Origin of the sequence: Bradyrhizobium sp. 521_C7_N1_3, from assembly GCF_052075975.1 — a bacterium.
Lineage (GTDB): Bacteria > Pseudomonadota > Alphaproteobacteria > Rhizobiales > Xanthobacteraceae > Bradyrhizobium > Bradyrhizobium japonicum.
In genome coordinates, this window is the sequence record NZ_CP197232.1 from 4,919,820 (window position 1) to 4,945,493 (window position 25,674).

At 64.4% G+C, this 25,674-nt stretch carries 26 protein-coding genes; 17 read left to right on the forward strand and 9 right to left on the reverse strand.

Features of this window, described 5'->3' with window-relative positions:
* Positions 1-289 precede the first annotated feature (289 nt).
* From AB7008_RS22580 to AB7008_RS22605, 6 genes are all read left to right on the forward strand, one after another.
* Entirely contained in the window at positions 290-529 is a 240-nt protein-coding gene (locus AB7008_RS22580; RefSeq protein ID WP_028146580.1) for a hypothetical protein, read from the forward strand.
* 224 nt (positions 530-753) lie between these two features.
* Positions 754-3,156 (forward strand): TonB-dependent receptor, encoded by a 2,403-nt coding sequence (locus tag AB7008_RS22585; protein WP_441261233.1) that lies wholly within the window; start codon positions 754-756, stop codon positions 3,154-3,156.
* A 2-nt stretch (positions 3,157-3,158) separates the two neighbouring features.
* Positions 3,159-3,848, forward strand: coding sequence for a Fe2+-dependent dioxygenase (locus AB7008_RS22590; RefSeq protein ID WP_028157724.1), 690 nt, complete (start codon positions 3,159-3,161; stop codon positions 3,846-3,848).
* Positions 3,845-4,738 carry a tonB-system energizer ExbB gene (gene exbB / locus AB7008_RS22595; protein ID WP_441259561.1) on the forward strand — a complete coding sequence of 298 codons (894 nt, stop codon included), beginning with the start codon at positions 3,845-3,847 and terminating at the stop codon, positions 4,736-4,738. Before AB7008_RS22590 ends, exbB begins: the two co-directional genes overlap by 4 nt.
* A 3-nt stretch (positions 4,739-4,741) precedes the next feature.
* Positions 4,742-5,197 carry a TonB system transport protein ExbD gene (gene exbD / locus AB7008_RS22600; protein ID WP_014495997.1) on the forward strand — a complete coding sequence of 152 codons (456 nt, stop codon included), beginning with the start codon at positions 4,742-4,744 and terminating at the stop codon, positions 5,195-5,197.
* Between the two features lie 9 nt (positions 5,198-5,206).
* Positions 5,207-6,022 (forward strand): energy transducer TonB family protein, encoded by an 816-nt coding sequence (locus tag AB7008_RS22605; RefSeq protein WP_028157722.1) that lies wholly within the window; start codon positions 5,207-5,209, stop codon positions 6,020-6,022.
* Here the strand turns inward: AB7008_RS22605 and AB7008_RS22610 are convergent.
* From AB7008_RS22610 to AB7008_RS22620, 3 genes are all read right to left on the reverse strand, one after another.
* Positions 6,010-6,429, reverse strand: a complete 420-nt coding sequence (locus AB7008_RS22610) for a hypothetical protein (protein ID WP_441261234.1) — start codon at positions 6,427-6,429, stop codon at positions 6,010-6,012. The two genes, AB7008_RS22605 and AB7008_RS22610, sit on opposite strands and share 13 nt — an antisense overlap.
* A gap of 62 nt (positions 6,430-6,491) precedes the next feature.
* Positions 6,492-7,172, reverse strand: coding sequence for a site-2 protease family protein (locus AB7008_RS22615; RefSeq protein ID WP_028157720.1), 681 nt, complete (start codon positions 7,170-7,172; stop codon positions 6,492-6,494).
* 70 nt (positions 7,173-7,242) lie between these two features.
* Positions 7,243-8,115: a LysR substrate-binding domain-containing protein gene (locus AB7008_RS22620; protein WP_441259562.1), complete on the reverse strand. Its 873-nt coding sequence runs from the start codon at positions 8,113-8,115 to the stop codon at positions 7,243-7,245.
* An 87-nt stretch (positions 8,116-8,202) separates the two neighbouring features.
* Here AB7008_RS22620 and AB7008_RS22625 point away from each other — a divergent pair, with 87 nt between their 5' ends.
* Positions 8,203-9,114 (forward strand): DMT family transporter, encoded by a 912-nt coding sequence (locus AB7008_RS22625; RefSeq protein WP_304493907.1) that lies wholly within the window; start codon positions 8,203-8,205, stop codon positions 9,112-9,114.
* A 2-nt stretch (positions 9,115-9,116) separates the two neighbouring features.
* On the opposite strand, the gene AB7008_RS22630 is transcribed toward AB7008_RS22625, so the two are convergent.
* The 6 genes from AB7008_RS22630 to AB7008_RS22655 form a co-directional block, all read right to left on the reverse strand.
* On the reverse strand, positions 9,117-9,509 hold the full coding sequence (locus AB7008_RS22630) for a GFA family protein (protein WP_014495990.1): 393 nt from the start codon (positions 9,507-9,509) through the stop codon (positions 9,117-9,119).
* Between the two features lie 3 nt (positions 9,510-9,512).
* Positions 9,513-10,670 (reverse strand): serine hydrolase domain-containing protein, encoded by a 1,158-nt coding sequence (locus AB7008_RS22635; RefSeq protein WP_304493909.1) that lies wholly within the window; start codon positions 10,668-10,670, stop codon positions 9,513-9,515.
* Between the two features lie 30 nt (positions 10,671-10,700).
* Positions 10,701-11,447, reverse strand: a complete 747-nt coding sequence (locus AB7008_RS22640) for an SDR family NAD(P)-dependent oxidoreductase (protein ID WP_014495989.1) — start codon at positions 11,445-11,447, stop codon at positions 10,701-10,703.
* Positions 11,448-11,565: 118 nt separating this feature from the next.
* Positions 11,566-12,297, reverse strand: coding sequence for an SDR family oxidoreductase (locus AB7008_RS22645; protein WP_014495988.1), 732 nt, complete (start codon positions 12,295-12,297; stop codon positions 11,566-11,568).
* A gap of 135 nt (positions 12,298-12,432) precedes the next feature.
* A complete protein-coding gene (locus AB7008_RS22650) occupies positions 12,433-14,262 on the reverse strand; it encodes an IlvD/Edd family dehydratase (RefSeq protein WP_248882843.1) in 1,830 nt (609 codons plus the stop codon).
* A 122-nt stretch (positions 14,263-14,384) separates the two neighbouring features.
* Positions 14,385-15,485: a LacI family DNA-binding transcriptional regulator gene (locus AB7008_RS22655; RefSeq protein ID WP_304493910.1), complete on the reverse strand. Its 1,101-nt coding sequence runs from the start codon at positions 15,483-15,485 to the stop codon at positions 14,385-14,387.
* 201 nt (positions 15,486-15,686) lie between these two features.
* Between AB7008_RS22655 and AB7008_RS22660 the strand changes: the two genes are divergently transcribed.
* From AB7008_RS22660 to AB7008_RS22705, 10 genes are all read left to right on the forward strand, one after another.
* Positions 15,687-16,748, forward strand: a complete 1,062-nt coding sequence (locus tag AB7008_RS22660; protein ID WP_014495985.1) for an ABC transporter ATP-binding protein — start codon at positions 15,687-15,689, stop codon at positions 16,746-16,748.
* A 71-nt stretch (positions 16,749-16,819) separates the two neighbouring features.
* Positions 16,820-18,133 carry an ABC transporter substrate-binding protein gene (locus AB7008_RS22665; RefSeq protein ID WP_028157714.1) on the forward strand — a complete coding sequence of 438 codons (1,314 nt, stop codon included), beginning with the start codon at positions 16,820-16,822 and terminating at the stop codon, positions 18,131-18,133.
* Positions 18,134-18,200: 67 nt separating this feature from the next.
* Complete coding sequence (locus tag AB7008_RS22670; RefSeq protein WP_014495983.1) at positions 18,201-19,148, forward strand: carbohydrate ABC transporter permease; 948 nt, start codon at positions 18,201-18,203, stop codon at positions 19,146-19,148.
* A gap of 2 nt (positions 19,149-19,150) precedes the next feature.
* Complete coding sequence (locus AB7008_RS22675) at positions 19,151-20,026, forward strand: carbohydrate ABC transporter permease (RefSeq protein WP_014495982.1); 876 nt, start codon at positions 19,151-19,153, stop codon at positions 20,024-20,026.
* 66 nt (positions 20,027-20,092) lie between these two features.
* Complete coding sequence (gene denD, locus AB7008_RS22680; protein WP_014495981.1) at positions 20,093-21,079, forward strand: D-erythronate dehydrogenase; 987 nt, start codon at positions 20,093-20,095, stop codon at positions 21,077-21,079.
* Between the two features lie 29 nt (positions 21,080-21,108).
* On the forward strand, positions 21,109-22,095 hold the full coding sequence (locus tag AB7008_RS22685) for a sugar kinase (RefSeq protein WP_248882846.1): 987 nt from the start codon (positions 21,109-21,111) through the stop codon (positions 22,093-22,095).
* 13 nt (positions 22,096-22,108) lie between these two features.
* Entirely contained in the window at positions 22,109-22,759 is a 651-nt protein-coding gene (gene eda / locus AB7008_RS22690; RefSeq protein ID WP_028157711.1) for a bifunctional 4-hydroxy-2-oxoglutarate aldolase/2-dehydro-3-deoxy-phosphogluconate aldolase, read from the forward strand.
* A gap of 57 nt (positions 22,760-22,816) precedes the next feature.
* The gene (locus AB7008_RS22695) at positions 22,817-23,986 is read left to right on the forward strand and encodes an acetyl-CoA acetyltransferase (protein WP_028169791.1); all 1,170 of its coding nucleotides are present in this window, start codon (positions 22,817-22,819) and stop codon (positions 23,984-23,986) included.
* A 123-nt stretch (positions 23,987-24,109) separates the two neighbouring features.
* Positions 24,110-24,316 (forward strand): hypothetical protein, encoded by a 207-nt coding sequence (locus AB7008_RS22700; protein ID WP_014495977.1) that lies wholly within the window; start codon positions 24,110-24,112, stop codon positions 24,314-24,316.
* A 119-nt stretch (positions 24,317-24,435) separates the two neighbouring features.
* Positions 24,436-25,635 (forward strand): CaiB/BaiF CoA transferase family protein, encoded by a 1,200-nt coding sequence (locus tag AB7008_RS22705; RefSeq protein WP_304494631.1) that lies wholly within the window; start codon positions 24,436-24,438, stop codon positions 25,633-25,635.
* Positions 25,636-25,674: the final 39 nt, after the last annotated feature.

Consider the following 25,674-nt stretch of genomic DNA (forward strand, 5'->3'; position numbering starts at 1 on the left):
TTCGGAATCCTAAACAATTGGAAAGCTTTGCACTGTCTAGGCAGCTCCGTGACACTACGGTGTGCAGTGCTGCATTTTCCCGGCGCGAACGATCCGCGCGCAAATCTTGGGCAATGCCCGGAGCCGGTGTGGGTGCCTTGCAGAGCTGTCCGCAAGGCCGCCCCGGCTGAGCTGCGAAGTGAGCCGGAATCAAGCCCCGTGAGAACGGTTCTAATTCGCCTGCGCGGCGTTTCGGTTGTCAGGAAATTCGGCATCGGTCATATCGGCCCGGCCACAACGGGAGCGCAGGATGGACGAACTGAACGGCAAGCTGATCGCGTGCCAGATTCTGATCACGGGACTGATCGCGCGCGTCGCTAACGAGCAGCGCGATCCCTTGCGGTTCCTGACCGACTTTCGCGACGAGATCAAAGCCGTCGTCAACGGCGTCAACATCGCCGGCATGGACAACTCCGATCGCGTGCGCGCCGTCGCGCAGAAAACCGTCGACGAATTGTTCTCGCTGATGAAGCCCCCGAGCAGCGATTGATGCTGTGAGCGAGACCGACAAGCGCGCGATAATTTTGCGCTTTCTTTAGAACGAGTCCAATCTGATTTTAGAACGATTTCAAACTGTAGTTTAGAATCGTTTTGATCTGGACTTATTCAAGCGTTCTCGCGGTGTACTCGCATTGACCCGCTATTTTGCGGCCGATACCAACACCCATCGTTCGTCGAAGTGAATGAGCGAACAAGAAGATGGGGCGTTTGGTAATGGGGCAGGTGGTCGCACCGAAGTCGTTGCGTTCGGTCGCAGCGTTCAATGGGATGGATGAGAAGTCCGCGGGAATTTCCGGCAAGAAGGTCTCGGCCGTCGCGAGCTTGATCGCGGTCGCGTCGGTATCGAGCGGCGCGGAGGCACAGCAGTCGAACCTGCCGCCGGTGACGGTCGACGCGCCGGTCCAGCGTCCGCGTCCGGCGGCCTCGAAGCCTTCGCCCGAGCAGGTCCGCGCCCGCAACGCGGTTCGTCGTGCCGCGCAGCGCCAGCAGGCTCAGCAGTCGGCTCCGACGACGCCCTCCGGCCCGGCCGACGCAAATCCCTATGCCGATCCGACCGCGCCCTACAAGGTCGACCGTGTCCAGGCCTCGGGCAAGTTTCCCGAGCCGCTTCTGAATACGCCCAAGACCATCACCGTGCTCACCAAGGAGGTCCTCGAAGACAAGAACGCCACGACGCTGAGGGAGATCGGGCGCTCGACCGCGGGTGTAACGCTGGGTTCGGGTGAAGGCGGCAACGCGTTCGGCGACCGCTTCTTCATCCGCGGCTTCGACGTGCGCAACGACGTCTTCATCGACGGCATTCGCGATCCCGCGGTCTCCATCCGCGAGAACTTCTTCACCGAACAGCTCGAGATCCTGCGCGGCCCGGCCTCGTCCTTTGCGGGCCGCGGCACCGCGGGCGGTGCGATCAACATCGTCACCAAGCAGGCGACCGATCGCAACTTCCAGAACGCCGAGACGACGTTCGGCACCGACATGACCAAGCGCGTCACGATCGACGTCAACCAGGTCGTCGACCCGACCTTCTCGGTACGTGTCGGAGGCCTGTTCCAGGACGCCAACGTTGCCGGCCGCAACTTCGTGACCGACAATCGCTGGGGCACTTTCATCTCGACCAAGTACACCCCGACCAACGACATCAAGATCACCACGAACTACGTCCACACCGACCTCAGCGGCTATCCCGATTTCGGCGTGCCCTATTACAAGCAGGGCAACGTGCCGGCCACCGAAGCGGGCATTCCGCGTGGGACCTGGTACGGCTTCCTCAATCGCGACTTCCAGACCGCGCGGCAGGATTTCGGCACGTTGACCGGCGAATACAAGCCGACCAACAACATCACCCTGACCAGCCGGACCCGCATGGAACAGTCGACGCTGGAATATATCGGCACGTTGCCGCAGTCGCCGATCACGACCAATCCCGATCCGACCAAGTGGACGATCACTGCGAGCGCACAGAGCCGCAACCAGTGGGTTGACGTCATCGCCAACCAGGAAGAAGCCGCGTTCAAGTTCAATACGGGATCGGTCAAGCACACCGCGGTGACCGGGCTCGATGTGTCCAATGAACGCATCGGAATCGGCCGCTACACCGGCCTCTCGTCGGAAGCGTTCGGCGCCGGCTTCAACAGCAGTGGCGCTTTGACCCTACAGAACATGTATTCGCCGGGCTATACCAACACGCCCGGCCCGTTCAACCCGGTGCTCGGCGGCGATCCGACCCGCTACAACGTCGATAGCGGCGCCGTCTACGTGATGGACACGGCGAACTGGGAAGACACCATCATCGTGAACGGTGGTGTGCGCTGGGACAGCTACAAGCTGAAATCGTCGATTGCGGCGGCTTCGAGCAGCGTCGACTCCGACTTCGTCAACTACAACGCCGGCATCGTCTACAAGCCCGTTCCGATCGGCAGCCTCTATGCGGCCTATGCGACCTCGACGAATCCGTTCGGCTCCGAGCTCGACGCAACCGGGACGGACTACGGCTCGTCTCCGCCGACCGGCACCACGATCCTCGGGCCCGAGCAGAACAAGGGGGCGGAAGTCGGCACCAAATGGGAGCTGTTCGACCGTCACCTGCTGGTGACCGGCGCACTGTTCCAAACGACGAAGGACAATGCCCGTGAGACCGTCGGCACCACGCTGACCTCGGGGGCGGCCTACCGGATCCAGGGTATCGACATCGAGGCCAGCGGCAAGCTGACCGATCGCTGGAGCATCTTCGGCGGCATCGTGCTGATGGACTCGAAGGTCACCAAGAGCAACATCCCGGGCAATGTCGGTCTGCCGCTCGCCAACGTCGCGCATCAGTCGTTCAGCTTGCTCACCAAGTACAAGTTCGACGGTGACTGGGAGCTCGGCGGCCAGGCGGTGTTCCGCTCCAAGGTCTATGGCGGCACCTTCGGCGCCAACACCGGCACGCTGATCCCGAGCTACTGGCGCTTCGACGCGTTCATCGAGAAGAAGATCGACAAGAACTGGACCATGAAGTTCTACGCGCAGAACCTTACCAACAAGCTCTATTACGATACGCTCTATCGCAGCGCGACGCCGTTCGTGGCGGTCGCGCCGGGCAGGGCGTTCTACATCGTAACGTCGGCGAAGTTCTGATCATGTTGACATGCCTGCCTGGTGTCCTGAGCAAAGATGATGTGGCGGATTTCCGCCGCATCATGGACGCCAGCGAATGGGAGGACGGGCGCTCCACCGCCGGCTCGCAGTCGGCGATGGTCAAGCGCAACGAGCAATTGCCACCGGATGGCGAGGTTGCGCGCAAGCTCGGCAACCACATCATCTCGGCGCTGACCTCGAACCCACGCTTCATCGCGGCGGCGATCCCGCTCCAGATCTTCCCGCCGCTGTTCAACCGCTATGCGGCGAGCAGCGGCCACCATTTCGGCCTGCATGTCGACAACGCGATCCGCGGCGACCGCCTGACCGGCCTTCGCATCCGCACAGACCTGTCGGTCACGCTGTTCCTGGCCGAGCCGGAAGAGTATGACGGTGGCGAACTTGTGATCGAGGACACTTACGGTTCGCACGAAGTCAAGTTGCAAGCCGGGGACTGCGTGCTCTATCCCTCGACCAGCCTCCATCTCGTCACGCCGGTGACGAGGGGAACGCGGGTTGCGTCTTTCTTCTGGCTTCAGAGCATGATACGGGACGAGCAAGCCCGGAGCATGATCTTTGACCTCGACACCGCGATTCAGGCGCTGGTGGAACGGCTCGGGCGTGACGATCCCGAAACGGTCAAATTGACGGGTATCTATCACAATCTCATTCGCTACTGGGCCGAAGTATGAAGATCATGTCCTACCAAGCAAGCCTTGCCGCCGCCTTGATGCTGGTGGCCGCCTGGCTCGTATCCCCTGTTTCTGCCCAGACACAGACCCAGCCGGCGGCACAGGCGACGGCTCAGCCGGCCGCAGCCAGCCCGGCTCCAGCTGCCGTTCCGGCGGCGGCGCCCGCGGCGAAGCCCGACGCGGCCGCTATCGCGCCGTCCATGAAGGAGCTGTCCCCCTGGGTGATGTTCATGTCGGCGGACGTCATCGTGAAGGCGGTGATGATCGGGCTCGCCTTCGCATCGCTGATGACCTGGACCGTCCTCATCGCCAAGTCGATCGAGCTGTCGGTCGCATCCGGCAAGCTTCGTTCGGCACTGAAGAAGATCTCGGAGGCGCGCTCGCTCGCGGAAGCGCAAATGGCGCTCGGCGCCAAGCAGGGCATTCTGCCGTCCTTCCTGGCGGCAGCGCTGCGTGAGGCGCGGATGTCGGCCGGCCTGTCCAGCGATGCCGGCATCAAGGAGCGCGCAGCCTCGAGTTTTTCCGAAATCGTGCGCGCGGAGGCGCGGCGCATCCGCGTCGGCATGGGTGTGCTCGCGACCATCGGCTCCACGTCGCCCTTCGTCGGCCTGTTCGGCACGGTCTGGGGCATCATGAACAGCTTCATCGGCATCTCGAAGTCGCAGACCACGAACCTCGCCGTCGTCGCACCCGGCATCGCCGAGGCGCTGCTCGCGACCGCGATCGGCCTGGTCGCCGCCATTCCCGCCGTCATCATCTACAACCACTTCTCGCGCATGACGAAAAGCTATCTCGAGCTCGTCAGCCGTGCCTCGGGCGCGGCGGCGCGGCTGCTCTCGCGCGATCTGGACCGCAGCCACGGCAGCGCGCATTCGCGCGCGGCGGAGTGAACCATGGGCGTTTCGCTCGCAGACAATGATGACGACGACGATTTCGGCGAGACGCATGACATCAACGTCACGCCGTTCATCGACGTCATCCTGGTGCTGCTGATCATCTTCATGGTCGCAGCTCCGCTCTCCACGGTCGACCTGCCGATCGATCTGCCGACCTCGAGCGCGACCCCGCAGAAGAAGCCGGACAAGCCGACCTATCTCAGCATCAAGCCTGATCTGACGCTTGCGATCGGCGAGAACCCGGTCCACCGCGCCGAGTTGATCGGGACCCTCGACGGCCTGTCCGACATGAGCAAGGACAAGTATGTCTTCCTGCGCGCCGATCGTTCGGTGCCCTATGGCGAATTGATGAGTGTGATGGAGCTCTTGCGCTCAGGCGGCTATTCCCGGGTGAAGCTAGTCGCGCTGGAAGGCGCTCCCGGAGCACCCGCGGCAGGCGCCGGTCAGCCTTAGAGGCGCACGATGTCGGACGAAGTCAGACCATCCCGGAAGCTCTGGATTTTGGCCGCGGTGGCGGCGCTCGCGCTCCATCTGGGCGGTGCCGCGCTCGCCCTGGCCCATCTGCGGACCGATGACGACGACGACGGCCTGGGCGCGTCCGGCGCGGAGTTCGCCGTCGAGATGGCCTCGCCCAAGGCGCCCGAGACCGACCTTCCGCCGGGACCGGACAGCGAAGCGATGCAGGAGCAGCAGGCGCTTCCCGAGCAAAAGGCCGAGACCAAGGAAACCGAGCTTCCAAAGGACCAGTCGCAACAGGTCGACGATCCCGATCGAGTCGTCACCGAAAACATCTCGAAGAAGCCGCAGGACGAGGATCCCAAGATCGCGGCGGTCGAGACGCCCGCTGCCGAAGCTTCGCCGCAGTCGGTTGCAACGGCGCGGCAGACGCTCGACGAGGACGCGCGCGAGGCCGAGAAGGCCCTGGCGCCGGTGCTTGGCCTCGGCAAGGACATCCTCAGGATTACGACCGACTGGAATCGCAAGATCAGCGCGCACCTCACCGCCCACAAGGTCAACCCGGAGGGCAAGCAGCCCAATAATCAGAAGGTGAAAGTCAGCTTCGCGATCAACCGCAGGGGCAACGTGCTGTCCGTCGACGTCGTGGAGTCGTCAGGGGATGCGGCCTATGATGCGGCCGCGCTCTCGATTGTCCGCAAGTCCGATCCCATCCCGCAGCCCCCGGCCGGACTGACCGAAGACCGGTTCGAGCGTACCGTCGACATCATCTTCACGCCGCCGGACGAGAAGAAAAAGAAGAAATCCGCTCAGCGCCAGTAGAGCCGGATGCCGACATAGACGACGACCAGGCAGACGAAGATCAGCGCTACCGGGAGCGGCCGTTTCTGGGCTCCGCCGAACGCCGCCGTGAAGGAGGCCGTCTTCGTCGGCTTCGGAGGCGGGCGGCGGAAAGCGGTAACATTGTCCGCTGCCGGCTCGGGCGGACGGGTGCGGACGTCGGGCGGAGTTCCCGCGCCGCCCATCTCGGCATAGTATGCCTTGTAGATCGCCCCGATCGTGGCCTCGCTGGCCTCGCCCTCGCTCATCCGCGCCAGCAGGTTCTTGTAGCTGACCAGGAACTCCTGTGCCTCGGCAGGCAGCGCGGAGGCCCCGTTGAGCTTGGCCATCATCTTCCAGGTGGCAAAATCGGCGCGGGCGCGGGTGTCCGCGCGTCGCGCGATCAGCATATCGGCAGCTTTGACCAAGTCGGCCTCGAGCCATTCGGCTTGTGTTCGGGTGTTCTATCCAACTACCCATTGCCGGTCAGGAAGAGAACAGCCTGAATCACATAACCGGTCAACGTTCGCAGTATTCCTGAAATAACATCAAGATTTAGACCGAACTGCGAGCCCGCGAGCGGCAGCAGGATCAACAGGCCGATCAGGATCAGCATCCCGAATGGCTCGAGCCGGGCCAGCGGCAAAGCGAGCGGCCGGGGCAGCAGCCCGACCGCGACGCGCCCGCCGTCGAGCGGCGGGATCGGCATCATGTTGAACACCGCCAGCACCGCGTTGATGACCAGCGCGTTCTTGAGGTTGTCGAAAATCCACTGGGCCGAGCCGGCCGGTGCAAAAGGCACGGCATGGAGGGCAAGAGCCGCCGCCAGCGCCAGCAGGATGTTGGTGGCGGGCCCGGCAAGGGCCACCCAGACCATGTCGAGCCTGGGATGGTTGAGCTTGCGGAAATTGACGGGAACCGGCTTGGCGTAGCCGAACAGGAACGGCGAGTGCGCGAACAGCAGCATCGCCGGCAGGATCAGGGTGCCGAATGGGTCGATATGCTTGATAGGGTTGAAGCTGACGCGGCCGAGTTGCCAGGCCGTGTTGTCACCGAGACGGTACGCGACGAAAGCGTGCGCGGCCTCGTGGAAGGTGATGGCGAGCACCAGCGGCAGTACCCACACCGAAATGTCATAAAAGGAAACGTTCACGGCTCGTCGTCCCGGTTTGTGCCTCGTGGCCTTGCAGCCAACCCGGCCAATCCGGTGGTGGGCCAACGCGTCAGGTCAGGATATGGGACGCCGGTTCCGAAATCCCAAGCTGTAAATGATCGGCCAGCAGCGCCGCCGGCCGCGACAGATTGCGCGCGCGGTGGAGGCGGATGTCCGCTCCCGGCAACGGCGGCAGGCCCTCGCGCTCCGACAGAATTTGCAGGCGAGGGGGCAGGGTACCGGCCTTCACGACCGTGATCGCGAGCCCCTGCGCCGCGACCGCCTCGACCGCGGCGAGCGTCCGGCTGACGAAAGCGAGGCGCCACGGCCGGCCCGCGGCTTCGAGGGCCTCGGCAGCCCATTGCCGGAACAGGCAGCCCGGCGGGTAGAGCGCAACGGGCAGGGTATCCTGTGCCGCGGCTGGATAGGACTTGGCCGCGGCCCAGACCGCCTGCTCGCGCCGGAGCAGCTCGCCGCCGCCGCGTCCCTCCGGATGCATGGCGATGACGAGGTCATAGGCCTCGCCGAGCCGCGCCGGCATCGTCGCGGTCAGCCCCGTCTCGATCTCGACCCGGATCTCCGGATGGTTTTGGGCAAAGCGCGCCAGCAAGGGCGGAATGACGATCGTGCCGTAATCGTCCATCGCGCCGAGGCGGACAACGGCGTCGCGCTTGCGTGCGCGGAGCACATCGATCGCCTCTGCATTGAGGTCGAGAAGCCGTCTCGCATAAACGAGGAGTTCATCGCCCGCCGCGGTCAGCGCGACACCGGCCCTGGTGCGCTGAAACAGCTTGGTGCCGATCCGCTCTTCCAGGCGTCTGATCTGGAAGCTGACCGCGGACTGCGTGCGGTTGAGCGAGACGGCCGCTCGCGTGAAGGAGCGATGCTCGGCAACGGCGGCAAAGGCCCTCAGCAGGTCGGGGTCGAGAACAGCTGCGGTCATGACAAAAGCTTATCCCAGCATGACGGAAATTCCATTCCCTGTTTCGGCGCGCCTCGTATGCTGCTCGCAAAGCAGTTGAGAGGAATCGTGGGCGAGATTTTCGGCGTTCTGGCCGCGGTGCTGTCGAGTGCGCTTGGCGGCACCTCGATCGGCGCCACGCGCTATCTGGTGGGCAGTATCGATCCGCTGGCGATCGGCTCGTTCCGGTTCGGCATCGGCTTCCTGCTGCTGTTGCCTCTGACGCTGCTCCGCGGTGACCGCTGGCCGGGGCGAGGGGACTGGGCCGCCGCGACCGGGCTTGGCATCCTGTTCTTCGCGCTGTTTCCGATCCTGTTCAACGCATCGCTGATCTTTACGACCGCCGCGCGCGGCGCGCTGGCTTTGTCGACGCTTCCGCTGCTGTCGCTCGTGATCGGCGCCGCGCTCGGCGCCGAGGCCCTGAGTTGGCGCAAATCGATCGGTGTCGTGATCGCGACATTTGGCGTTGCCGTCGCGCTGCTCTCCGACCTGACCTCGGCACCATCTGGCGCCTGGCGCGGCGATCTCCTGATGATGGCGGCTGCGCTGTGCATGGCGCTGTACGGCATCTGGTCGAAGCCGCTGATCCGGCGCTCCGGCCCGATCGCCTTCACCACGATGAGCATGGCGGCGGGGGCGGCCTGCCTCATCCTGCTCTCTTATATCCGCGGCAGTTTTGCGCCCGTCGCCGGCTTCGGCGCGCCGCAATGGCTGGCGGCCTTCTATCTCGGCGCCTTCGGGGCAGCGCTGACCTTCTATCTCTGGGCCTTCGCGCTGGAGCGGACCACGCCGACGCGCGTCGCGATCTCGGTGACGGTCAATCCGATCACGGCCTCGCTGGTCGGCGCCTGGCTGCTGAACGAGCCGCTGCGTTGGAATCTGGCGGCCGGCATCGTCGCGGTGTTTGCCGGGATCTGGATCGCGACGACGACGGGACGGCGCGCTCAGGCGGCGAGAATGCCTGCGTCAGGGCAAGCCTGACGTCACGCCGGGATAGTGCCCTGATATTGCGTCAGGCCGTCGTCGAGCTTCAGCCAGGCGACCTTCTCCGAGACCCAGATGTGCTCGGTCGGCGCGAAGGCGTTGCGATCGTCGAAGGTCGTGAGCGAAACGCCCGCCAGCGTGCCGTTGCGCCGCCAGGAGAACAGGCGCGTGCCGCAGCGCTTGCAGAACACGCGGTCGATGTTCTCGGACGAGGCATAGCGGCCGGTGTCGCCCTCGACGGTCAGCGCGCGCTGGTCGAATTGCGCGCGAGCAAAGTAGGGCGAGCCCATCGCCTTCTGGCACAGGCGGCAATGGCAGATGCGGACGTTGAGCGGCTCACCCTCCGCCTTGAACCGCACCGCGCCGCACAGGCATCCACCTTCCCGGATCATGGCTCAGGCCACCCGCCATTCGCCGACCTGGCGCGCCATGCTCCAGTTGAGATTGTCGAGATCGCCATCCATGTTGGAATTCCCGCGTCTGGTGTTCGTGAAGGCGGCCCAGCAGAAGCCGCCATGGGTGCGCACGGCAATCGTGCTCGTGCCCGGCAGGCTGCCATTGTGCCACCAATTGTCGAATTTGTTGACACAGAAGCCCTTGGCGTAATTCGGGCTGTAACTGGGCGCGGTGGTCATGACCTCGATGGTGCGCGGCCGCAGGATGTTCGCCGGTCTCGTGTAGCCGTCGACATGCATCAGGAACTGGACGAGATCCGCCGGCGTCGCGATCCAGCCGCCATGGGAATCCATCCGCCTCACCTTCATCTCATACGGACTTTCGCCCTGACCGTAATAGGCGACTTCGCCGGCCTGACGCTGGTCGCGGGTATTACCCGCGATGGTCATGTCGGTGACGCCGCAGCGCGTCAGCACCTCAGTGCGGACATGCTCGGCATAGGCCTGGCCGGTGAGCTTCTCGATCACGCGGCCCAGAACGCAATAGCCGAAATTGGAATAGGCGTAGTGCTGGCCCGGCGGCCGGTCCAGCGGCCGGTTGGCGAGCGTCCAGGCGATCAGCTCGGCATGATCCATCCGCGGATGCGTGAACATGGGATCGCGGTTGTCATTGCTCCAGCCGCCCGCAGTGTGCGTCAGCAGATGCTCGAGCGTGATCTGGTCGATGCCGGCAGAGTAGGGCGGTGGCCCGTAATCGGCGCCGAGCAGTGCACCGGGGCCGAACACGCGATCCGTGAGCTTGAGCCGGTTCTCCTCGATCAGGCGGAAGATCGTGACCGAGGTGATCATCTTGCTGACGCTGGCGATCCGGAACAGATGCCGCGGCGTTACGGTCTCGTTCCGCTCGCGATCGGCAAGACCGAACGCGTCCTCGTGGATAACAGTGCCGGCATAGCCGATCGCAAAGGAGAGCGCCGGCACGTCGTACTTGTCCATGAAGCTGCGCGCAAGCCGCGCCATGGCGCCGCGTTCGGCCGGCGAGGGGGGACGGATGCTCGGCGGGTTGGGCGCCAGTTGCGCGAGCGCAACACGCGACAGCAGCGGCAGCGCGCCTGCGCCCGCTGCGAGCCTCACGAAATCCCGACGTCCAATCCGCATGGTCCGCCCCTTTCAAGGGCGGCCAATGCCTCAGTAGGTCGCCCGTCCGCCGGAAATATCAAACACCGCGCCGGTGGAGAAGGCACAATCTTGGGATGCGAGCCAGCTCACCATCGCGGCGAGCTCTTCCACCAGCACGAAGCGTGCCTTCGGGATTTTCGACAGCATGAAATCGATATGCTGCTGCGTCATCTGGTCGAAGATCGCGGTCTTTGCCGCGGCCGGCGTCACCGCATTCACGAGGATGTCATGTGCCGCCAGTTCCTTGCCGAGCGATTTCGTCAGCGCGATCAGCCCGGCCTTGGAGGCCGAATAATGCGAGGCGTTGGGATTGCCTTCCTTGCCGGCGATCGAGGCGATGTTCACGATCCGCCCGTATTTCTGCTTGAGCATCGTCGGCACGATCGCCTTGCAGACGATGAAAGGGCCGTCGAGATTGATGCGCAGGACCTTGCGCCACTCCTCGAGATCGGTCTCCCAGACCGGCTTGTTGACGCCGGCGATGCCGGCATTGTTGACGAGGATGTCGATCTTGCCGAAAGCGGCAAGCGTCGCATCGCGCGCCTGCTCGACGGCGGCGGGGTCGGTGACGTCGACCTTGAAGACTTTTGTCTCGCCGCCGACTTCATTCGCGGTTTTCTCGGCGAGAGCCGAGTCGAAATCCCAGATCGCGACCTTGGCGCCGGAGTCGATGAAACGCCGGGTGATGGCACGGCCAAAGCCCTGCGCGCCGCCGGTGACGACGGCAATGCGGCCGTTGAGATCGATCTTGTTCATCGAGAACTCCCTTATCTATCCCTCATGGTGAGGAGCGCGCATTTGCGCGCGTCTCACCATGAGCCCGTGGCCCATCCCTCGAGAGGGCGCTGTCGCGCCTCCTCGGGATGAGGAGCGATCAGAGCATGTAGCCGCCGTCGACGACAAGGTCGACGCCGGTGGTGAATGCGCTTTCGTCGCTGCCGAGATAGACCGCCATGGACGCGATTTCGTCGGCGGTGCCGAGCCGGCCCATCTTCTGGCGGGAGACGAACATCTCCTTGCCCTGCGGCCCCTGTGCGGCGGCGCGGTCGAGCATCGAGGGCGTCTCGACGGTGCCGGGGCAGATGCTGTTGCAGCGAATGCCCTTGGTGATGAAGTCGAGCGCGACCGCGCGCGTCAGCAGCGAGACCGCCGCCTTCGACGCGCTGTAGACGTAGCGGTTGGCCGGCGGCCGCAGCGCCGCGCAGGACGAGATGTTGACGATGCTGCCGCCGCCTCCCGCCAGCATCTCGGGCAGGAACGCCCGGATGGTCCGGTGCATCGACTTGACGTTGAGGTCGAACGAGAAGTCAAAATCCTCTTCCGAGCACTCCAGGATGGTGCCGTGATGCACGAAACCGGCCGCGTTGAGCAGGATGTCGACCTTGCCGACGCGCTTGGCGAAGGCGTTGACGTCGGCGGTGTTGCGGACGTCGAGCTTTGCGACCTCGGCGATGCCTTCCTTGGTCAGGCCCGCGATGCCGGCCTCGTTGATGTCGGTTGCGATGACGGTTGCACCTTCACGCGCGAATGCGATGGCGCATGCGCGCCCGATGCCTGCCGCTGCAGCCGTGACGACGGCGCGCTTTCCCTTGAGGCGGTCTGCCATGTTGTTTTTCTCCTTTGATGTTTCCGCCGTCATTCCGGGGCGCGGCGCAGCCGCGAGCCCGGAATCCATAACCACGATCGGGAGTATGGATTCCGGGCCTGCGCCTTGCGGCGCATCCCGGAATGACGATCTTTCCTAGTGATTATCCCGCGCGACACCAAACGTGCCGGCGACGTTCTGATACCTCGTGGCGAGCTCCATGCAGGCGCCGGTCGATTGCTGGCCCACCGTGTTGCGGTAGATCTCCTGCCACGGCGTCTGGTTCGCCGGATGCTTGAAGCCGCCATCGGCCATCAGCTCGGCGTGGCGCTTCTTCACCTCGTCGTCCGAAATGAGAATATTGGCGCTGCCCTTGTTGAGGTCGATCCGCACCTTGTCGCCGGTCTTGAGGATCGCGAGCCCGCCATTGGCGGCGGCTTCCGGCGAGGCATTCAGGATCGACGGCGAGCCCGAAGTGCCGGACTGGCGGCCGTCGCCGATGCAGGGCAGGGACAGGATCCCGCGTTTGATCAGCGCGGCCGGGGGCTGCATGTTCACGACCTCGGCGCCGCCGGGATAACCGATCGGTCCGGTGCCGCGGATGAACAGCACGCAGCGCTCGTCGATGTCGAGCGAGGCATCGTCGATCCGCTCGTGATAGTCCTCCGGACCCTCGAACACGATGGCGCGGCCTTCGAAGGCGTTGAGGTCCTTGGGGTTGCTGAGATAGCGGTCGCGGAATTCCTTGGAGATCACGCTGGTCTTCATGATCGCGGAATCGAACAGATTGCCCTTGAGCACCAGGAAGCCGGCGTCCTTCACCAGCGGCTTGTCGTAGGCCCGGATCACGTCGTTGTCGGGCGCGGGCGCGTTGGCGCAGTTCTCGCCGATGCCGCGGCCGTTCACCGTGACCGCGTCCTCGTGGATGCGCTTGTGCTTCATCAGCTCGCGCACCACGGCCGGCACGCCGCCGGCGCGGTGGAATTCCTCGCCGAGATAGAAGCCGGCCGGCTGCATGTTGACCAGCAGCGGCACGTCGTGGCCGAATTTCTGCCAGTCCTCGATCGACAGCTCGACGCCGATGTGGCGTGCCAGCGCGTTGATGTGGATCGGCGCGTTGGTCGAGCCGCCGATCGCCGAGTTGATCACGATGCAGTTCTCGAACGCCTTGCGGGTCAGGATGTCCGACGGCTTGAGGTCTTCCCAGACCATCTCGACGGCGCGCTTGCCGGTCTCGTAGGCGATCTGGCCGCGCTCGCGATAGGGGGCGGGGATCGCCGCGCAGCCCGGCAGCGAGAAGCCGAGCGCTTCGGCTAGCCCGTTCATGGTCGAGGCGGTGCCCATGGTGTTGCAATGGCCGACCGAGGGCGCCGAGGACGCCACGATCTCCATGAATTCCTCATAGTCGATCTCGCCGGCGGCGAGCCGTTCGCGCGACTTCCAGACGATGGTGCCGGAGCCGGTGCGCTCGCCGGCATGCCAGCCGTTCAGCATCGGGCCGCCCGACAGCACGATCGCGGGCAGGTTCACGGTCGCCGCAGCCATCATGCAGGCAGGCGTGGTCTTGTCGCAGCCGGTGGTCAGCACCACGCCGTCGAGTGGATAGCCGTAGAGGATCTCGACGAGGCCGAGATAGGCGAGGTTGCGGTCGAGCGCCGCGGTCGGGCGCTTGCCGGTCTCCTGGATCGGATGGGTCGGGAATTCCATCGCGATGCCGCCGGCCTCGCGGATGCCTTCGCGGACGCGGTGCGCCAGCTCGATATGGTGGCGGTTGCAGGGGGACAGGTCGTTGCCGGTCTGGGCGATGCCGATGATCGGCTTGCCGGACTGGAGCTCGGCCCGGGTGAGGCCGTAATTCAGGTAGCGCTCCATATAGAGCGCGGTCATGCCCGGATTATGCGGATTGTTGAACCATTCCTGCGAGCGGAGGTGGCGGCGAGCGCCGTTGCTGGCGGGCGCATGCCCATTGGTTGGTTTTTTTGTCATTGGTTTCTCCTGCAATGCAAACGCACTGGCGTCGGGGGCTCAGCTTCGGCTGGTGCGATGCCCAACGGCGCGATCCATGGTTCAAAGGCCCGTTGGCGGGTCATTCCCTCACAAGTGCGATACTAGTCGTGGCTACTTGGTAACGCTATCATTTTGTTCGCCGCGCCCGCGGCTGACGCGGCAGGCCTGTCGTCAGAACGCCGCGACGACGAGCTTTGCCGCTCGATCACCTTGAAGCCGAGATCGAGCACCGGGTGCTCGGGGCGGCGTCCGTCGATCGCCTCGATCAGCATGGTGGCGGCCGTGTTGCCCATCTCGTAGCGGTTGGTTCGCACGCTGGTGAGGGTGGGTACCGCGGAGGCCATGAATTCGAGGTCGTTGAATCCGACGATCGCGATCTGCTCGGGGACCGTGATCTCCCGGCGCCGGCATTCGAACAGCACGCCGAGCGCGAGGTCGTCATTGGCGCAGAACACCGAGTCGATATCGGGTTCGCGCGCCAGTAGATCGGTGAACAGGGTGCCGCCGAGCGTCACCGAGGTCGGTGTCGCCGTCGTGACGACGAGGCGCTGCTCGAACAACGCGGCGTCCTTCATGGCCGAGACATATCCGTCCAGCCGCCGCTGCACCCGCGGATCCATGCGCGCGCCGACGAAGCCGATCTTGCGGCGGCCCTGCGCGAACAGGTGGGCAATCGCCGCGCGGGCCGCATCATAGTGCGAAAAGCCGATCATCATGTCGACCGGATCGGGTCCGATCTCCATGATCTGCACGATCGGGCAGTCGGCGGCCTCCAGCATCGCGCGCGATTCCGCGGTCTGGTCGATGCCGGTGACGATCAGTCCGGCCGGCTTCTGCGCGAGAAACAGGCGCAGCAGCTTCTCCTCCTGGAGAATACTGTAGCGTGTGTTGGACAACTGGATCGAGTACCGGCTGCCTTCGGAGGCGTCATAGATGCCGCGCAGCACGTCGGAAAACACGTTGTTGGTCAGTGACGGGATCAAGACGCCGATCACTTCGGTGCGCTGCGAGGCCAGCGCCCGCGCCGCCAGGTTCGGCACATAGCCGAGCTCGTTGGCCGCGCTCTCGACCCGCGTCCGCTTGGCGACCGACAGGGCCTCCGGATTGCGGAAGAACCGGGACGCCGTGATCGGGCTGACGCCGGCAAGCTCGGCAACTTCCGCCAGCCGGATTTTACCTGACTTGGTGCGTTTTCGACCCATTTGCTGCTCTTATCACAGTCGGTCCGGCAAACAAAGGAACGTTGACAGCGCTACCAGCAACGACTAACCAAAGACAAATTGCCAAAACCGCACAAACTGCCGACAATGTCGCTCGCTAAGATCGGGCTTCGTTCGGTGAAGTCTGAAAAACAAGACGGTCGCGGCGCGTGAGGCGTCGTGGACTTTCGAGGAGGGAGCTAGATGTCGTCTGTGCAAATCCGCGACGTGCGGAAATCGTTCGGCAATTTTGAAGTCCTGCACGGCGTTTCGATTCCGATCGAGGACGGCCAGTTCGTCGTCCTGGTTGGCCCCTCCGGCTGCGGCAAGTCGACGCTTCTGCGCATGCTTGCCGGCCTCGAGAACATCACCTCCGGCACGATCTCGATCGGTGACCGCGTCGTCAACAATATCCAGCCCAAGGAGCGGGATATTGCGATGGTGTTCCAGAACTACGCGCTCTATCCGCACATGACCGTCGGCGAGAACATGGGCTTCTCGCTGAAGCTGCGGAACGCGAGCTCCGACGAGATCAACAAGCGCGTCAAGCGCGCCGCCGAAATTCTCGCACTGTCGCCGCTGCTCGAGCGCTATCCGCGCCAGCTCTCCGGCGGCCAGCGCCAGCGCGTCGCGATGGGCCGCGCCATCGTGCGCGATCCGCAGGTGTTCCTGTTCGACGAGCCCTTGTCGAACCTGGATGCCAAGCTGCGCGTCGCCATGCGCACCGAGATCAAGGAGCTGCACCAGCGGCTGAAGACGACGACCGTCTACGTCACCCACGACCAGATCGAGGCCATGACCATGGCCGACAAGATCGTCGTCATGCATGACGGCATCGTCGAGCAGATGGGTACCCCGCTCGAGCTCTACGATAAGCCCGACAACCAGTTCGTCGCCGGCTTCATCGGCTCGCCGGCCATGAACTTCCTGAAGGGCCATGTGCGCGTCAACGGCGTTGCGACCTTCGAGGGGCCGAACGGCGTCAAGCTGCCGCTCAAGAGCGCGCCGGCGGGGTCCGACGGTCGCCCTGTCGTCTATGGTGTGCGACCCGAGCATTTCACCATCGCGGACGACGGCGCCGATGCCGAGATCGTCGTGGTCGAGCCGACCGGCTCGGAGACGCAGGTGTTCGCGAAGGTCGGTGGCGAGCAGGTCGTCGCGGTCTTCCGCGAGCGTCACCAGTTCAATCCGGGCGACAAGGTCAAGCTGAAGCCTGACCCGTCCCTGGTTCATCTGTTCGACGAGGCGACGGGCAAACGCATGTAGCCGCGCCGAAGGATTGCCCAACGACTGTTCAAGAACGACCCAATACAAATATAAAATTCAGGGAGAGAACGATGAGCAATTTCGACAGGCGAAGTGTGCTTAAGGCCGGCCTGGGCGGCGCAGCGTTGCTGGCCGGCCCGGGCATCGTGCCGGTCCGCGCCGCCGAGTGGACCAACACACCCGAACCGAACGCGTCCATCCGCGTCTTGCGCTGGAAGCAGTTCATCCAGGCCGAGTTCGACAAGTTCGCCGAGCAGACCAAGAAGTTCTCCGAGAAGACCGGCGTCAAGATCAAGCTGGAGGCCGAGAGCTGGGAGGATATCCGTCCGAAGGCCGCGGTCGCCGCCAACGTCGGCGCCGGTCCCGACCTCATCATCGGCACGCTCGACGATCCCCACAAATTCCCGGAAAAGCTGATCGATATGACTGATGTCGCCGACTATCTCGGCGCGCAGTATGGCGGCTGGTACCCGGTTGCCGAACGTTACGGCAAGAAGGGCAACGGCTGGATCGCCATTCCGCAGGGCGCGACCGGCGGCTGCCTGAACTACCGCATCAGCCACGTGAAGGCTGCGGGCTTCGAGGAATTCCCCAAGGACACCGCCGGCTTCCTCAAGCTCTGCCAGGCGTTGAAGAAGAACAACACGCCGGCCGGCTTCGCGCTCGGCCATGCCACGGGCGATGCCAATGGCTGGTGCCAGTGGGCGCTCTGGGCGTTCGGCGGCAAGGTCGTCAACGACAAGAACGAGGTCGTGATCGACTCCCCGGAGACGATCGCCGCGCTCGAATACGTTAAGCAGCTCTACGAGACCTTCATCCCGGGCGTGCTGTCGTGGAATGACTCGAACAACAACAAGGCGTTCCTGAACGGTGAACTCAGCCTGACGCTGAACGGCATCTCGATCTGGACCGTCGGCAAGAACTCCACCGATCCGAAGCAGCAGGAGATCGCCAAGGACATGAACCACGCGCCGATGCCGATCGGCCCCGTGGGCGTATCGACCGAGCAGCAGAACGTGCTGGTCTATTACGGCTACAAGCACTCGAAGTATCCCAAGGCGGTCAAGGAATTCATCAAATTCATGATGGAGAAGGAGAATTACGACGCCTGGGAGGTCGCTTCCAACGGCTACGTGTCGCCGCCGCTGCCGGCCTATAACGACAACCCGGTGTGGACGTCGGATCCGAAGATCACCCCGTATCGCGATTGCCTGAAGCGCTGCCGCGACAACGGCTTTGCCGGCGATCTCGGTTACGCCTCCGCGGCCGTGATGGGCGACTTTGTCGTCGTCGACATGTTCGCGGAAGCCGCCTCGGGCTCGGCGACGCCGAAGCAGGCGGCCGCGCGCGCCGCCGAGCGTGCCAAGCGCTACTATCAGGTCTGATCAGCTCCAATCTGGGCGGCGTCCGGTTCGCCGGACGCCGTGACCTTTCTCCCGAGGGGAATCCGACATGGCAGTCATGGCCGAGTCCGCTGTCGCACAGGTCAAGCAAGGCAGCCTGTGGACCAGAGCATTCGAGAGCCGGAATTGTCTCGGCGCGATGTTCATGGTGCCGGCGATCGCCATCCTGATCCTGTTTCTCGCCTATCCGCTGGCGCTGGGCTTCTGGCTCGGCATGACCGACACCAAGATCGGCGGGGCCGGGCGCTACATCGGCTTCCAGAACTTCGTGTCGCTCGCTAAGGATTCGGTGTTCTGGCTCTCGGTCTTCAACACCATTTTCTACACGTTCACCGCGAGCATCGTGAAATTCGCCATCGGCCTTTACCTCGCGCTGCTGCTCAACGAGCGACTGCCGTTCAAGTCGATGATCCGTGCCATCGTGCTGTTGCCGTTCGTGGTACCGACGGTGCTGTCCGCGATCGCGTTCTGGTGGATCTATGACAGCCAGTTCTCGATCATCTCCTGGGTGCTGATCAAGGCCGGCCTGATCACGCGCTACATCGACTTCCTCGGCGATCCCTGGAATGCGCGATTGTCGGTCGTCGCCGCCAACATCTGGCGTGGCGTGCCCTTCGTGGCGATCACGCTGCTGGCGGGATTGCAGACGATTTCGCCTTCGCTCTACGAGGCGGCCAATCTCGATGGCGCCACCAACATGCAGCGCTTCCGCCACATCACGCTGCCGATGTTGTCGCCGATCATCGCGGTCGTGATGACATTCTCGGTGCTGATGACGTTCACCGACTTCCAGCTGATCTACACCATCACGCGGGGCGGGCCGATCAATGCCACGCATCTGATGGCGACGCTGTCGTTCCAGCGCGCCATCACCGGCGGCAATCTCGGGGAGGGCGCGGCGATCTCGAACGCGATGATCCCGTTCCTGGTCGCAGCGATCCTGCTCAGCTTCTTCGGGCTTCAGCGCTCCCGCTGGCAGCAGGGCGGGAGGGACTGACCATGAGCACCGCAGACGACCAAAGCGTCGGAATGGATTATCTCGAGAGCTTCCCGCGGAAGTTCTTGCGCGTCTACTTTCCGCTCGGCCTGATCATCTTCTTCCTGCTGTTCCCGTTCTATTGGATGGCGGTCGCGACGTTCAAGCCGGACGCGGAGATGTACGATTACGAGAAGTACAATCCGTTCTGGATCGTGAATCCGACCATCGAGCACATCAAGAAGCTGTTGGTCGAAACCGACTATCCGCTCTGGATGTGGAACACCGTGATCGTCTCGGTGTCCTCCACCTTCATCTCGCTGTTCGCCAGCGTCTGCGCCGCCTACGCGATCGAACGCCTCCGCTACAAGGGCTCGCGCTATGTCGGCCTTGCGATCTTCCTCGGCTATCTCGTGCCGCCCTCGATCTTGTTCATTCCGCTGGCGGCGATCGTGTTTCAGCTTGGCCTGTTCGATGGCAATCTGGCGCTGATCCTGACCTATCCGACCTTCCTGATCCCGTTTTGCACCTGGCTCCTGATGGGCTATTTCCGCACCATTCCCTACGAGCTCGAGGAATGCGCGCTGATCGACGGTGCGACGCGGCTCCAGATCCTGGTCAAGATCACGCTGCCACTGTCGCTCCCGGGGGTGATCTCGGCCGGCATCTTCGCCTTCACGTTGTCCTGGAATGAGTTCATCTACGCGCTGACCTTCATCTCCTCGTCGGAGAACAAGACGATTCCCGTCGGCGCCATCACCGAGCTCGTCAGCGGCGACGTCTACCATTGGGGCGCGCTGATGGCGGCGGCCCTGATTGGCTCGGTCCCCGTAGTTATCCTTTATTCCTTCTTCGTGGAGTACTATGTGTCGGCGATGACCGGCGCCGTGAAGGAATGATCGCGGGGCCTGCCTTGAGAGCGCACCAGGAGCGGTGCGCTCCGGCCAATAAGAAGGAGTAGGCTCTTGCACATTCTGGTTCTGGGCGCCGCCGGCATGGTCGGCCGTAAATTGTGTGAACGGCTGTTGCGCGACGGCCGGCTCGGCAAGAGCGACATCACCAAGCTGACCATGCATGACGTGGTCGAGCCCAAAAAGCCGGAAAAGGCCGGTTTCCCCGTCGAGACCGTGTCAGGCGATTTCGCCGTGCCGGGCGCAGCCGAAAAGCTGATCGCCGGTCGCCCCGACGTGATCTTCCATCTCGCCGCGATCGTCTCCGGTGAAGCCGAACTCGATTTCGACAAGGGCTACCGCATCAATCTCGACGGCACGCGGATGCTGCTCGATGCCGTCAGGCTCGTCGGCGGCGGCTACAAGCCGCGCGTGGTCTTCACCTCGTCAATCGCGGTGTTCGGCGCGCCGTTCCCGGACGCGATCGGCGACGAGTTCTTCCACACCCCGCTGCTCAGCTACGGCACCCAGAAGGCAATCGGTGAATTGCTGCTCGCCGACTATTCGCGCCGCGGCTTCCTCGACGGCATCGGCATTCGTCTGCCGACCATCTGCATCCGGCCCGGTCTGCCCAACAAGGCGGCGTCGGGCTTCTTCTCCAACATCCTGCGCGAGCCGCTGGCCGGCAAGGAAGCGGTGCTCCCGGTCTCCGAGGATGTCCGCCACTGGCACGCCACGCCGCGCTCCGCCGTCGGCTTCCTGCTCCATGCCGGCACCATGGACCTCGCCAAGGTCGGTCCGCGCCGCAATCTGACCATGCCCGGCTTTTCGGCGACGGTCGGCGAACAGATCGCTGCGCTCAAGCGGGTGGCCGGCGACAAGGTCGCCGCGCGCATCAAGCACGAGCTGGATCCGTTCATCGTCGGCATCGTCGGCGGCTGGCCGCGCAATTTCGAGGCGAAGCGGGCGCGCGAGCTCGGCTTCACCACCGAAGAAAAGACTTTTGACGACATCATCCGCATTCACATCGAAGACGAACTCGGCGGCAACTTCGTCGCCTGATCCAATCGATGAACAGCGTGGATATGACGATGGCGAGCGTTGCTTGCATCGGTGAATGCATGGTCGAGCTCCGGCAGGCCCAGGGTGGACAGTCCGCGGGACAGTCCACCGGGCATGGCCAGGGCGGCGGCCTGTATTCGCGCGGCTTCGGCGGCGACACCCTCAATACGGCGGTGTATCTGGCGCGGCTCGAGGTCAAGGTCGACTATCTCACCGCGCTCGGCGACGATGCCCTGAGCGACGAGATGATCGCGGCCTGGAATGCGGAGGGGGTCGGAACCCGCCGCGTCTCCCGGCTGCCGGGCAAGCTGCCCGGCCTCTACATGATCCAGACGGATGCGAAGGGCGAGCGGCAGTTCTTCCACTGGCGCGACAGTGCGGCGGCGCGCCAATTGATGAGCCTGCCGGAGACGGACGAACTGCTCAATTCGCTGATGAGCTACGACATCGTCTATCTCTCCGCGATCACGCTCTCGATCTACGATGCGGCCGGGCGCGAGCGCCTGTTCGCGGCGATCAAGCGCGCGCGCCTGCTCGGTACCCGGTTCGTGTTCGACACCAATTTCCGCGCGCGGGGATGGCCGGACCGCGATGTCGCCCGCGAGGTCTTTGCCACGGCATTTGCGACCGCCGACATCGTGCTGACCTCGACCGAGGACCTGCTCGCGCTCTTTCCCGGCGAAAGCCACGAGCAGTTGATGGCGCGCATTCCCACGCCCGAGCTGGTGTTCCGTCTCGCCGAGCCCGTCAGCCTGTTGCGCTTTCCCGGCGGCACCAGCGAAGTCCGCGCCGAGCCCATGACAAAACCGGTCGTTGACACCACCGCGGCGGGCGACAGCTTTGCCGCGGCCTATATCGCGGCCCGGCTCGGCGGCTCCGATCCGGTCGAGGCGGCCCAGGCCGGGCACCGCCTCGCCAGCCTCGTGATCTGCTATGCCGGCGCCATCATTCCGGGCTATGCCATGCCGCCAAAGAAGCGGTATCGGCCGGCGACCACGCGTCAGGCGACCAAGTGAAACGAAAGCCAAGATGACCACGACTGCCCAACAGAACCACCTCGTCGCGCTGTTCAAGGCCGCGACCGTCATTCCCGTCCTCACCATCGAGCGGATCCAGGATGCCGTGCCGCTGGCGAAAGCGCTGGTGGCCGGCGGCGTCCGCACGCTGGAGGTGACCATGCGCACCCCGGTTGCGATCGAGGCGGCGAGGGCGATGATGGCCGAGGTGCCCGAGGCGGTGGTCGGCATCGGCACGATCCTCAATCCGGCCGATTTCGTCCGCGTCGAGAAGCTCGGCGTCGCGTTCGGCATCAGCCCGGGCCTGACCCCCGATCTCCTGAAGGTCGCCGCCGACAGCTCCTTGCCGTTCGCGCCGGGCATCGCCACCGCGTCCGAGCTGATGCTGGCGCTGTCCTACGGCCTCGACGTCGCAAAATTCTTCCCGGCCGAGCAGGCCGGCGGCATCAAGGGCCTGCGCGCGCTGGGCGGGCCGTTCCCGAATGTGCGGTTCTGCCCGACCGGCGGTGTGGGCGAGGCCAATGCGGCGACCTGGCTCGCCGAGCCCAACGTGGTCGCGGTCGGCGGTTCCTGGCTATGCCCGACGGCGGAGATAAAGGCCGGGAACTGGGCCGGCATAACTGCCATCTGCCAGCGCACCCTCCAGGCCCTGAAAGCCGCGTGAAGTCTTGCGGTTGGTGGGCTAAGACTTAGGTCAGTAAGAGACCCTAGGGAGATGACCATGACCGCCAGCATCGTCGGATGGGCGCATACGCCGTTCGGCAAGTTCGACACCGAGACCGTCGAAAGCCTCGTCACCCGCGTGGCCAACGAGGCGATTGCCGATGCCGGCATTTCCGCGTCCGACGTCGACGAGATCGTGCTCGGCCATTTCAACGCCGGCTTCTCGCCGCAGGATTTTACCGCCTCGCTGGTGCTCCAGGCCGACCCGAAGCTGCGCTTCAAGCCGACGACCCGCGTCGAGAACGCCTGCGCCACCGGCTCCGCCGCGGTCCATCAGGGCCTGCGTGCGATTGACGCAGGCGCGGCCAGGATCGTGCTCGTCGTGGGCGTCGAGCAGATGACCCGCACCCCGGGGCCTGAGATCGGCAAGAACCTGCTCAAGGCGTCCTATCTGCCGGAAGACGGCGACACCGTCGGCGGCTTCGCCGGCGTGTTCGGCAAGATCGCCAGCTCCTATTTCCAGAAATACGGCGACCAGTCCGATGCGCTGGCGCTGATCGCGGCCAAGAACCACAAGAACGGCGTCGCCAATCCCTTTGCCCAGATGCGCAAGGACTTTGGCTTCGAGTTCTGCCGCGCCGAGAGCGAGAAGAACCCCTACGTCGCGGGTCCCCTGAAGCGTACCGACTGCTCGCTGGTCTCCGACGGCGCCGCGGCGCTGGTGCTGGCCGATGCCGAGACCGCCAAGGGCATGAGCAAGTCGATCGGCTTCCGCGCCACTGCGCACGCCCAGGACTTCCTGCCGATGTCCAAGCGCGACATCCTCCAGTTCGAGGGCTGCACGGTCGCCTGGCAGCGCGCGCTGGAGAAGGCGGGCGTTGCGCTCACCGATCTCTCCTTCGTCGAGACCCATGACTGCTTCACCGTCGCCGAACTGATCGAATACGAAGCGATGGGCCTGACGCCGAAGGGGCAGGGCGCCCGCGCCATCAAGGAAGGCTGGACCCTCAAGGACGGCAAGCTGCCGGTCAATCCGTCCGGCGGCCTGAAGGCCAAGGGCCACCCGATCGGCGCCACCGGCGTCTCCATGCACGTGATGACCGCGATGCAGCTCGCCGGCCAGGCGCCCGAGGGCATGCAGCTGAAGAACGCCAAGCTTGGCGGCATCTTCAATATGGGCGGCGCAGCAGTTGCCAACTACGTCTCGGTGCTGGAGCCGCTGAAGTAAGGTCTCGTAGGGTGGGCAAAAGCGCGTTTGCGCCGCGGCCACCTTTTTGTTGCGCTAGATCAAGGTGGGCACGCTACGCATTGCCCATCCTGCGGCTGTTGAGTGATTGGCAGGGAATGCATCATGGGCAATGACTACGAAGACTCGCTGTCGATAGACGCACTCAACGATCGCATCGCGATCCTCGAGGACAATATCCGGCAGCTCATCGAGCAGGCCGCGGCCGCCTCCGGCGAGCAGAACGAGTCGCGGATCGCCGACCGGATCAACCAGCAGAATGATGAGCTCGACCGTCTCATCAAGATCCGCGAATCCCGCCAGAAGAAATAGCGGCCGCGGCACGGCGCATGCGGCCATACCCCGGCCGCCCTTGCGCGGGCGGCGTCACTGCCCTTAGCTGGACCGAAATCGCGGGGCCAGGTTGAGCCCGCGCAATCGGGAGCGAACGGATGGGGCCGCTGAAGGGCATCAAGGTCGTCGATATGACCACCGTGCTGATGGGTCCCTATGCGACCCAGATGCTCGGCGATTACGGTGCCGACGTCATCAAGGTGGAATCGCTCGACGGCGACGTCACCCGCCTGATCGGCCCGACGCGCCATGCCGGCATGGGCCCGGTGTTCCTCAACACCAACCGCAGCAAGCGCTCGATCTGTCTCGACCTGAAGAAGCCCGCCGGCCGCGAGGCCGTGCTGCGGCTGCTGAAGGACGCCGACGTTCTCGTCTACAATGTCCGCCCACAGGCGATGGCACGGCTTCAGCTCGGCTACGACGTCGTCTCCGCAATCAACCCGCGCCTCGTCTATGCCGGCGTGTTCGGCTTCGGCCAGGACGGGCCCTATGCCGCCAAGCCCGCCTATGACGATTTGATCCAGGGCGCGACCGCGCTGCCCGCCTTGATGGCGCAGACCGGCGACGGCGTGCCGCGCTATGTGCCCAACGCGCTGGTCGACCGCATCGTCGGTCTCACTGCGGTCGGCGCGATCTGCGCCAGCCTGGTGCATCGGGATCGCACCGGCCGCGGCCAGCGCGTCGACATCCCGATGTTCGAGACCATGGCCGGCTTCGTCATGGGCGACCACATGGGCGGGCTCACCTACGAGCCGCCGCTCGACAAGGGCGGCTATGCCCGCCACCTCTCGCGCGACCGCCGGCCCTACAAGACCTCGGACGGCTATCTCAGCGTCATCGTCTACAACGACAAGCAGTGGGAGAACTTCTTCAAGGCAACGAGCCGCGACGATCTGCGCATCGACCCCAAATTCGCGACCTTCGCCGGCCGTGCCGCCAATATCGACGTCGTCTATGCCGAGCTCGCGCGCATCTTCGAGACGCGCACCACGGCCGAGTGGATCGACCTTTTGACCAAGGCCGACGTGCCCGTGATGCCGATGCACGACCTCGCGTCCATCCTGCACGACGAGCATCTGGAAGCCACCGGCTTCTTCCCGGTCGTGAACCATCCGACCGAAGGCCCGATCCGCAGCATGAAGGTGACGGCGGCCTGGTCGGAGACCGAGGCCGAGCCGGTGCGACTCGCGCCGCGGCTCAACGAGCACGGCGCGGAGATTCTGCGTGAGGCCGGCTACTCCCCGGACGAGATCGCGGCCATGGTCCGCGATGGCGTGACGCGCTCGGCACCAGAATAGAGGGATGACGATGGCTACAGCTCTCTCATCCGTCATTCC

What these genes read in the sequence shown, in the direction of transcription:
- AB7008_RS22670 (WP_014495983.1), top strand. Translation starts at nt 18,201, where the DNA reads ATGGCAGTCATGGCCGAGTCCGCTGTCGCACAGGTCAAGCAAGGCAGC.
- AB7008_RS22605 (WP_028157722.1), top strand. Translation starts at nt 5,207, where the DNA reads ATGTCGGACGAAGTCAGACCATCCCGGAAGCTCTGGATTTTGGCCGCG.
- AB7008_RS22665 (WP_028157714.1), top strand. Translation starts at nt 16,820, where the DNA reads ATGAGCAATTTCGACAGGCGAAGTGTGCTTAAGGCCGGCCTGGGCGGC.
- AB7008_RS22675 (WP_014495982.1), top strand. Translation starts at nt 19,151, where the DNA reads ATGAGCACCGCAGACGACCAAAGCGTCGGAATGGATTATCTCGAGAGC.
- AB7008_RS22610 (WP_441261234.1), bottom strand. Translation starts at nt 6,429, where the DNA reads ATGCTGATCGCGCGACGCGCGGACACCCGCGCCCGCGCCGATTTTGCC.
- AB7008_RS22640 (WP_014495989.1), bottom strand. Translation starts at nt 11,447, where the DNA reads ATGAACAAGATCGATCTCAACGGCCGCATTGCCGTCGTCACCGGCGGC.
- AB7008_RS22580 (WP_028146580.1), top strand. Translation starts at nt 290, where the DNA reads ATGGACGAACTGAACGGCAAGCTGATCGCGTGCCAGATTCTGATCACG.
- AB7008_RS22705 (WP_304494631.1), top strand. Translation starts at nt 24,436, where the DNA reads ATGGGGCCGCTGAAGGGCATCAAGGTCGTCGATATGACCACCGTGCTG.
- AB7008_RS22620 (WP_441259562.1), bottom strand. Translation starts at nt 8,115, where the DNA reads ATGACCGCAGCTGTTCTCGACCCCGACCTGCTGAGGGCCTTTGCCGCC.
- AB7008_RS22635 (WP_304493909.1), bottom strand. Translation starts at nt 10,670, where the DNA reads ATGCGGATTGGACGTCGGGATTTCGTGAGGCTCGCAGCGGGCGCAGGC.
- AB7008_RS22660 (WP_014495985.1), top strand. Translation starts at nt 15,687, where the DNA reads ATGTCGTCTGTGCAAATCCGCGACGTGCGGAAATCGTTCGGCAATTTT.
- AB7008_RS22630 (WP_014495990.1), bottom strand. Translation starts at nt 9,509, where the DNA reads ATGATCCGGGAAGGTGGATGCCTGTGCGGCGCGGTGCGGTTCAAGGCG.
- AB7008_RS22650 (WP_248882843.1), bottom strand. Translation starts at nt 14,262, where the DNA reads ATGACAAAAAAACCAACCAATGGGCATGCGCCCGCCAGCAACGGCGCT.
- AB7008_RS22645 (WP_014495988.1), bottom strand. Translation starts at nt 12,297, where the DNA reads ATGGCAGACCGCCTCAAGGGAAAGCGCGCCGTCGTCACGGCTGCAGCG.
- AB7008_RS22655 (WP_304493910.1), bottom strand. Translation starts at nt 15,485, where the DNA reads ATGGGTCGAAAACGCACCAAGTCAGGTAAAATCCGGCTGGCGGAAGTT.
- exbB (WP_441259561.1), top strand. Translation starts at nt 3,845, where the DNA reads ATGAAGATCATGTCCTACCAAGCAAGCCTTGCCGCCGCCTTGATGCTG.
- AB7008_RS22695 (WP_028169791.1), top strand. Translation starts at nt 22,817, where the DNA reads ATGACCGCCAGCATCGTCGGATGGGCGCATACGCCGTTCGGCAAGTTC.
- AB7008_RS22585 (WP_441261233.1), top strand. Translation starts at nt 754, where the DNA reads ATGGGGCAGGTGGTCGCACCGAAGTCGTTGCGTTCGGTCGCAGCGTTC.
- AB7008_RS22700 (WP_014495977.1), top strand. Translation starts at nt 24,110, where the DNA reads ATGGGCAATGACTACGAAGACTCGCTGTCGATAGACGCACTCAACGAT.
- exbD (WP_014495997.1), top strand. Translation starts at nt 4,742, where the DNA reads ATGGGCGTTTCGCTCGCAGACAATGATGACGACGACGATTTCGGCGAG.
- AB7008_RS22590 (WP_028157724.1), top strand. Translation starts at nt 3,159, where the DNA reads ATGTTGACATGCCTGCCTGGTGTCCTGAGCAAAGATGATGTGGCGGAT.
- AB7008_RS22685 (WP_248882846.1), top strand. Translation starts at nt 21,109, where the DNA reads ATGGCGAGCGTTGCTTGCATCGGTGAATGCATGGTCGAGCTCCGGCAG.
- eda (WP_028157711.1), top strand. Translation starts at nt 22,109, where the DNA reads ATGACCACGACTGCCCAACAGAACCACCTCGTCGCGCTGTTCAAGGCC.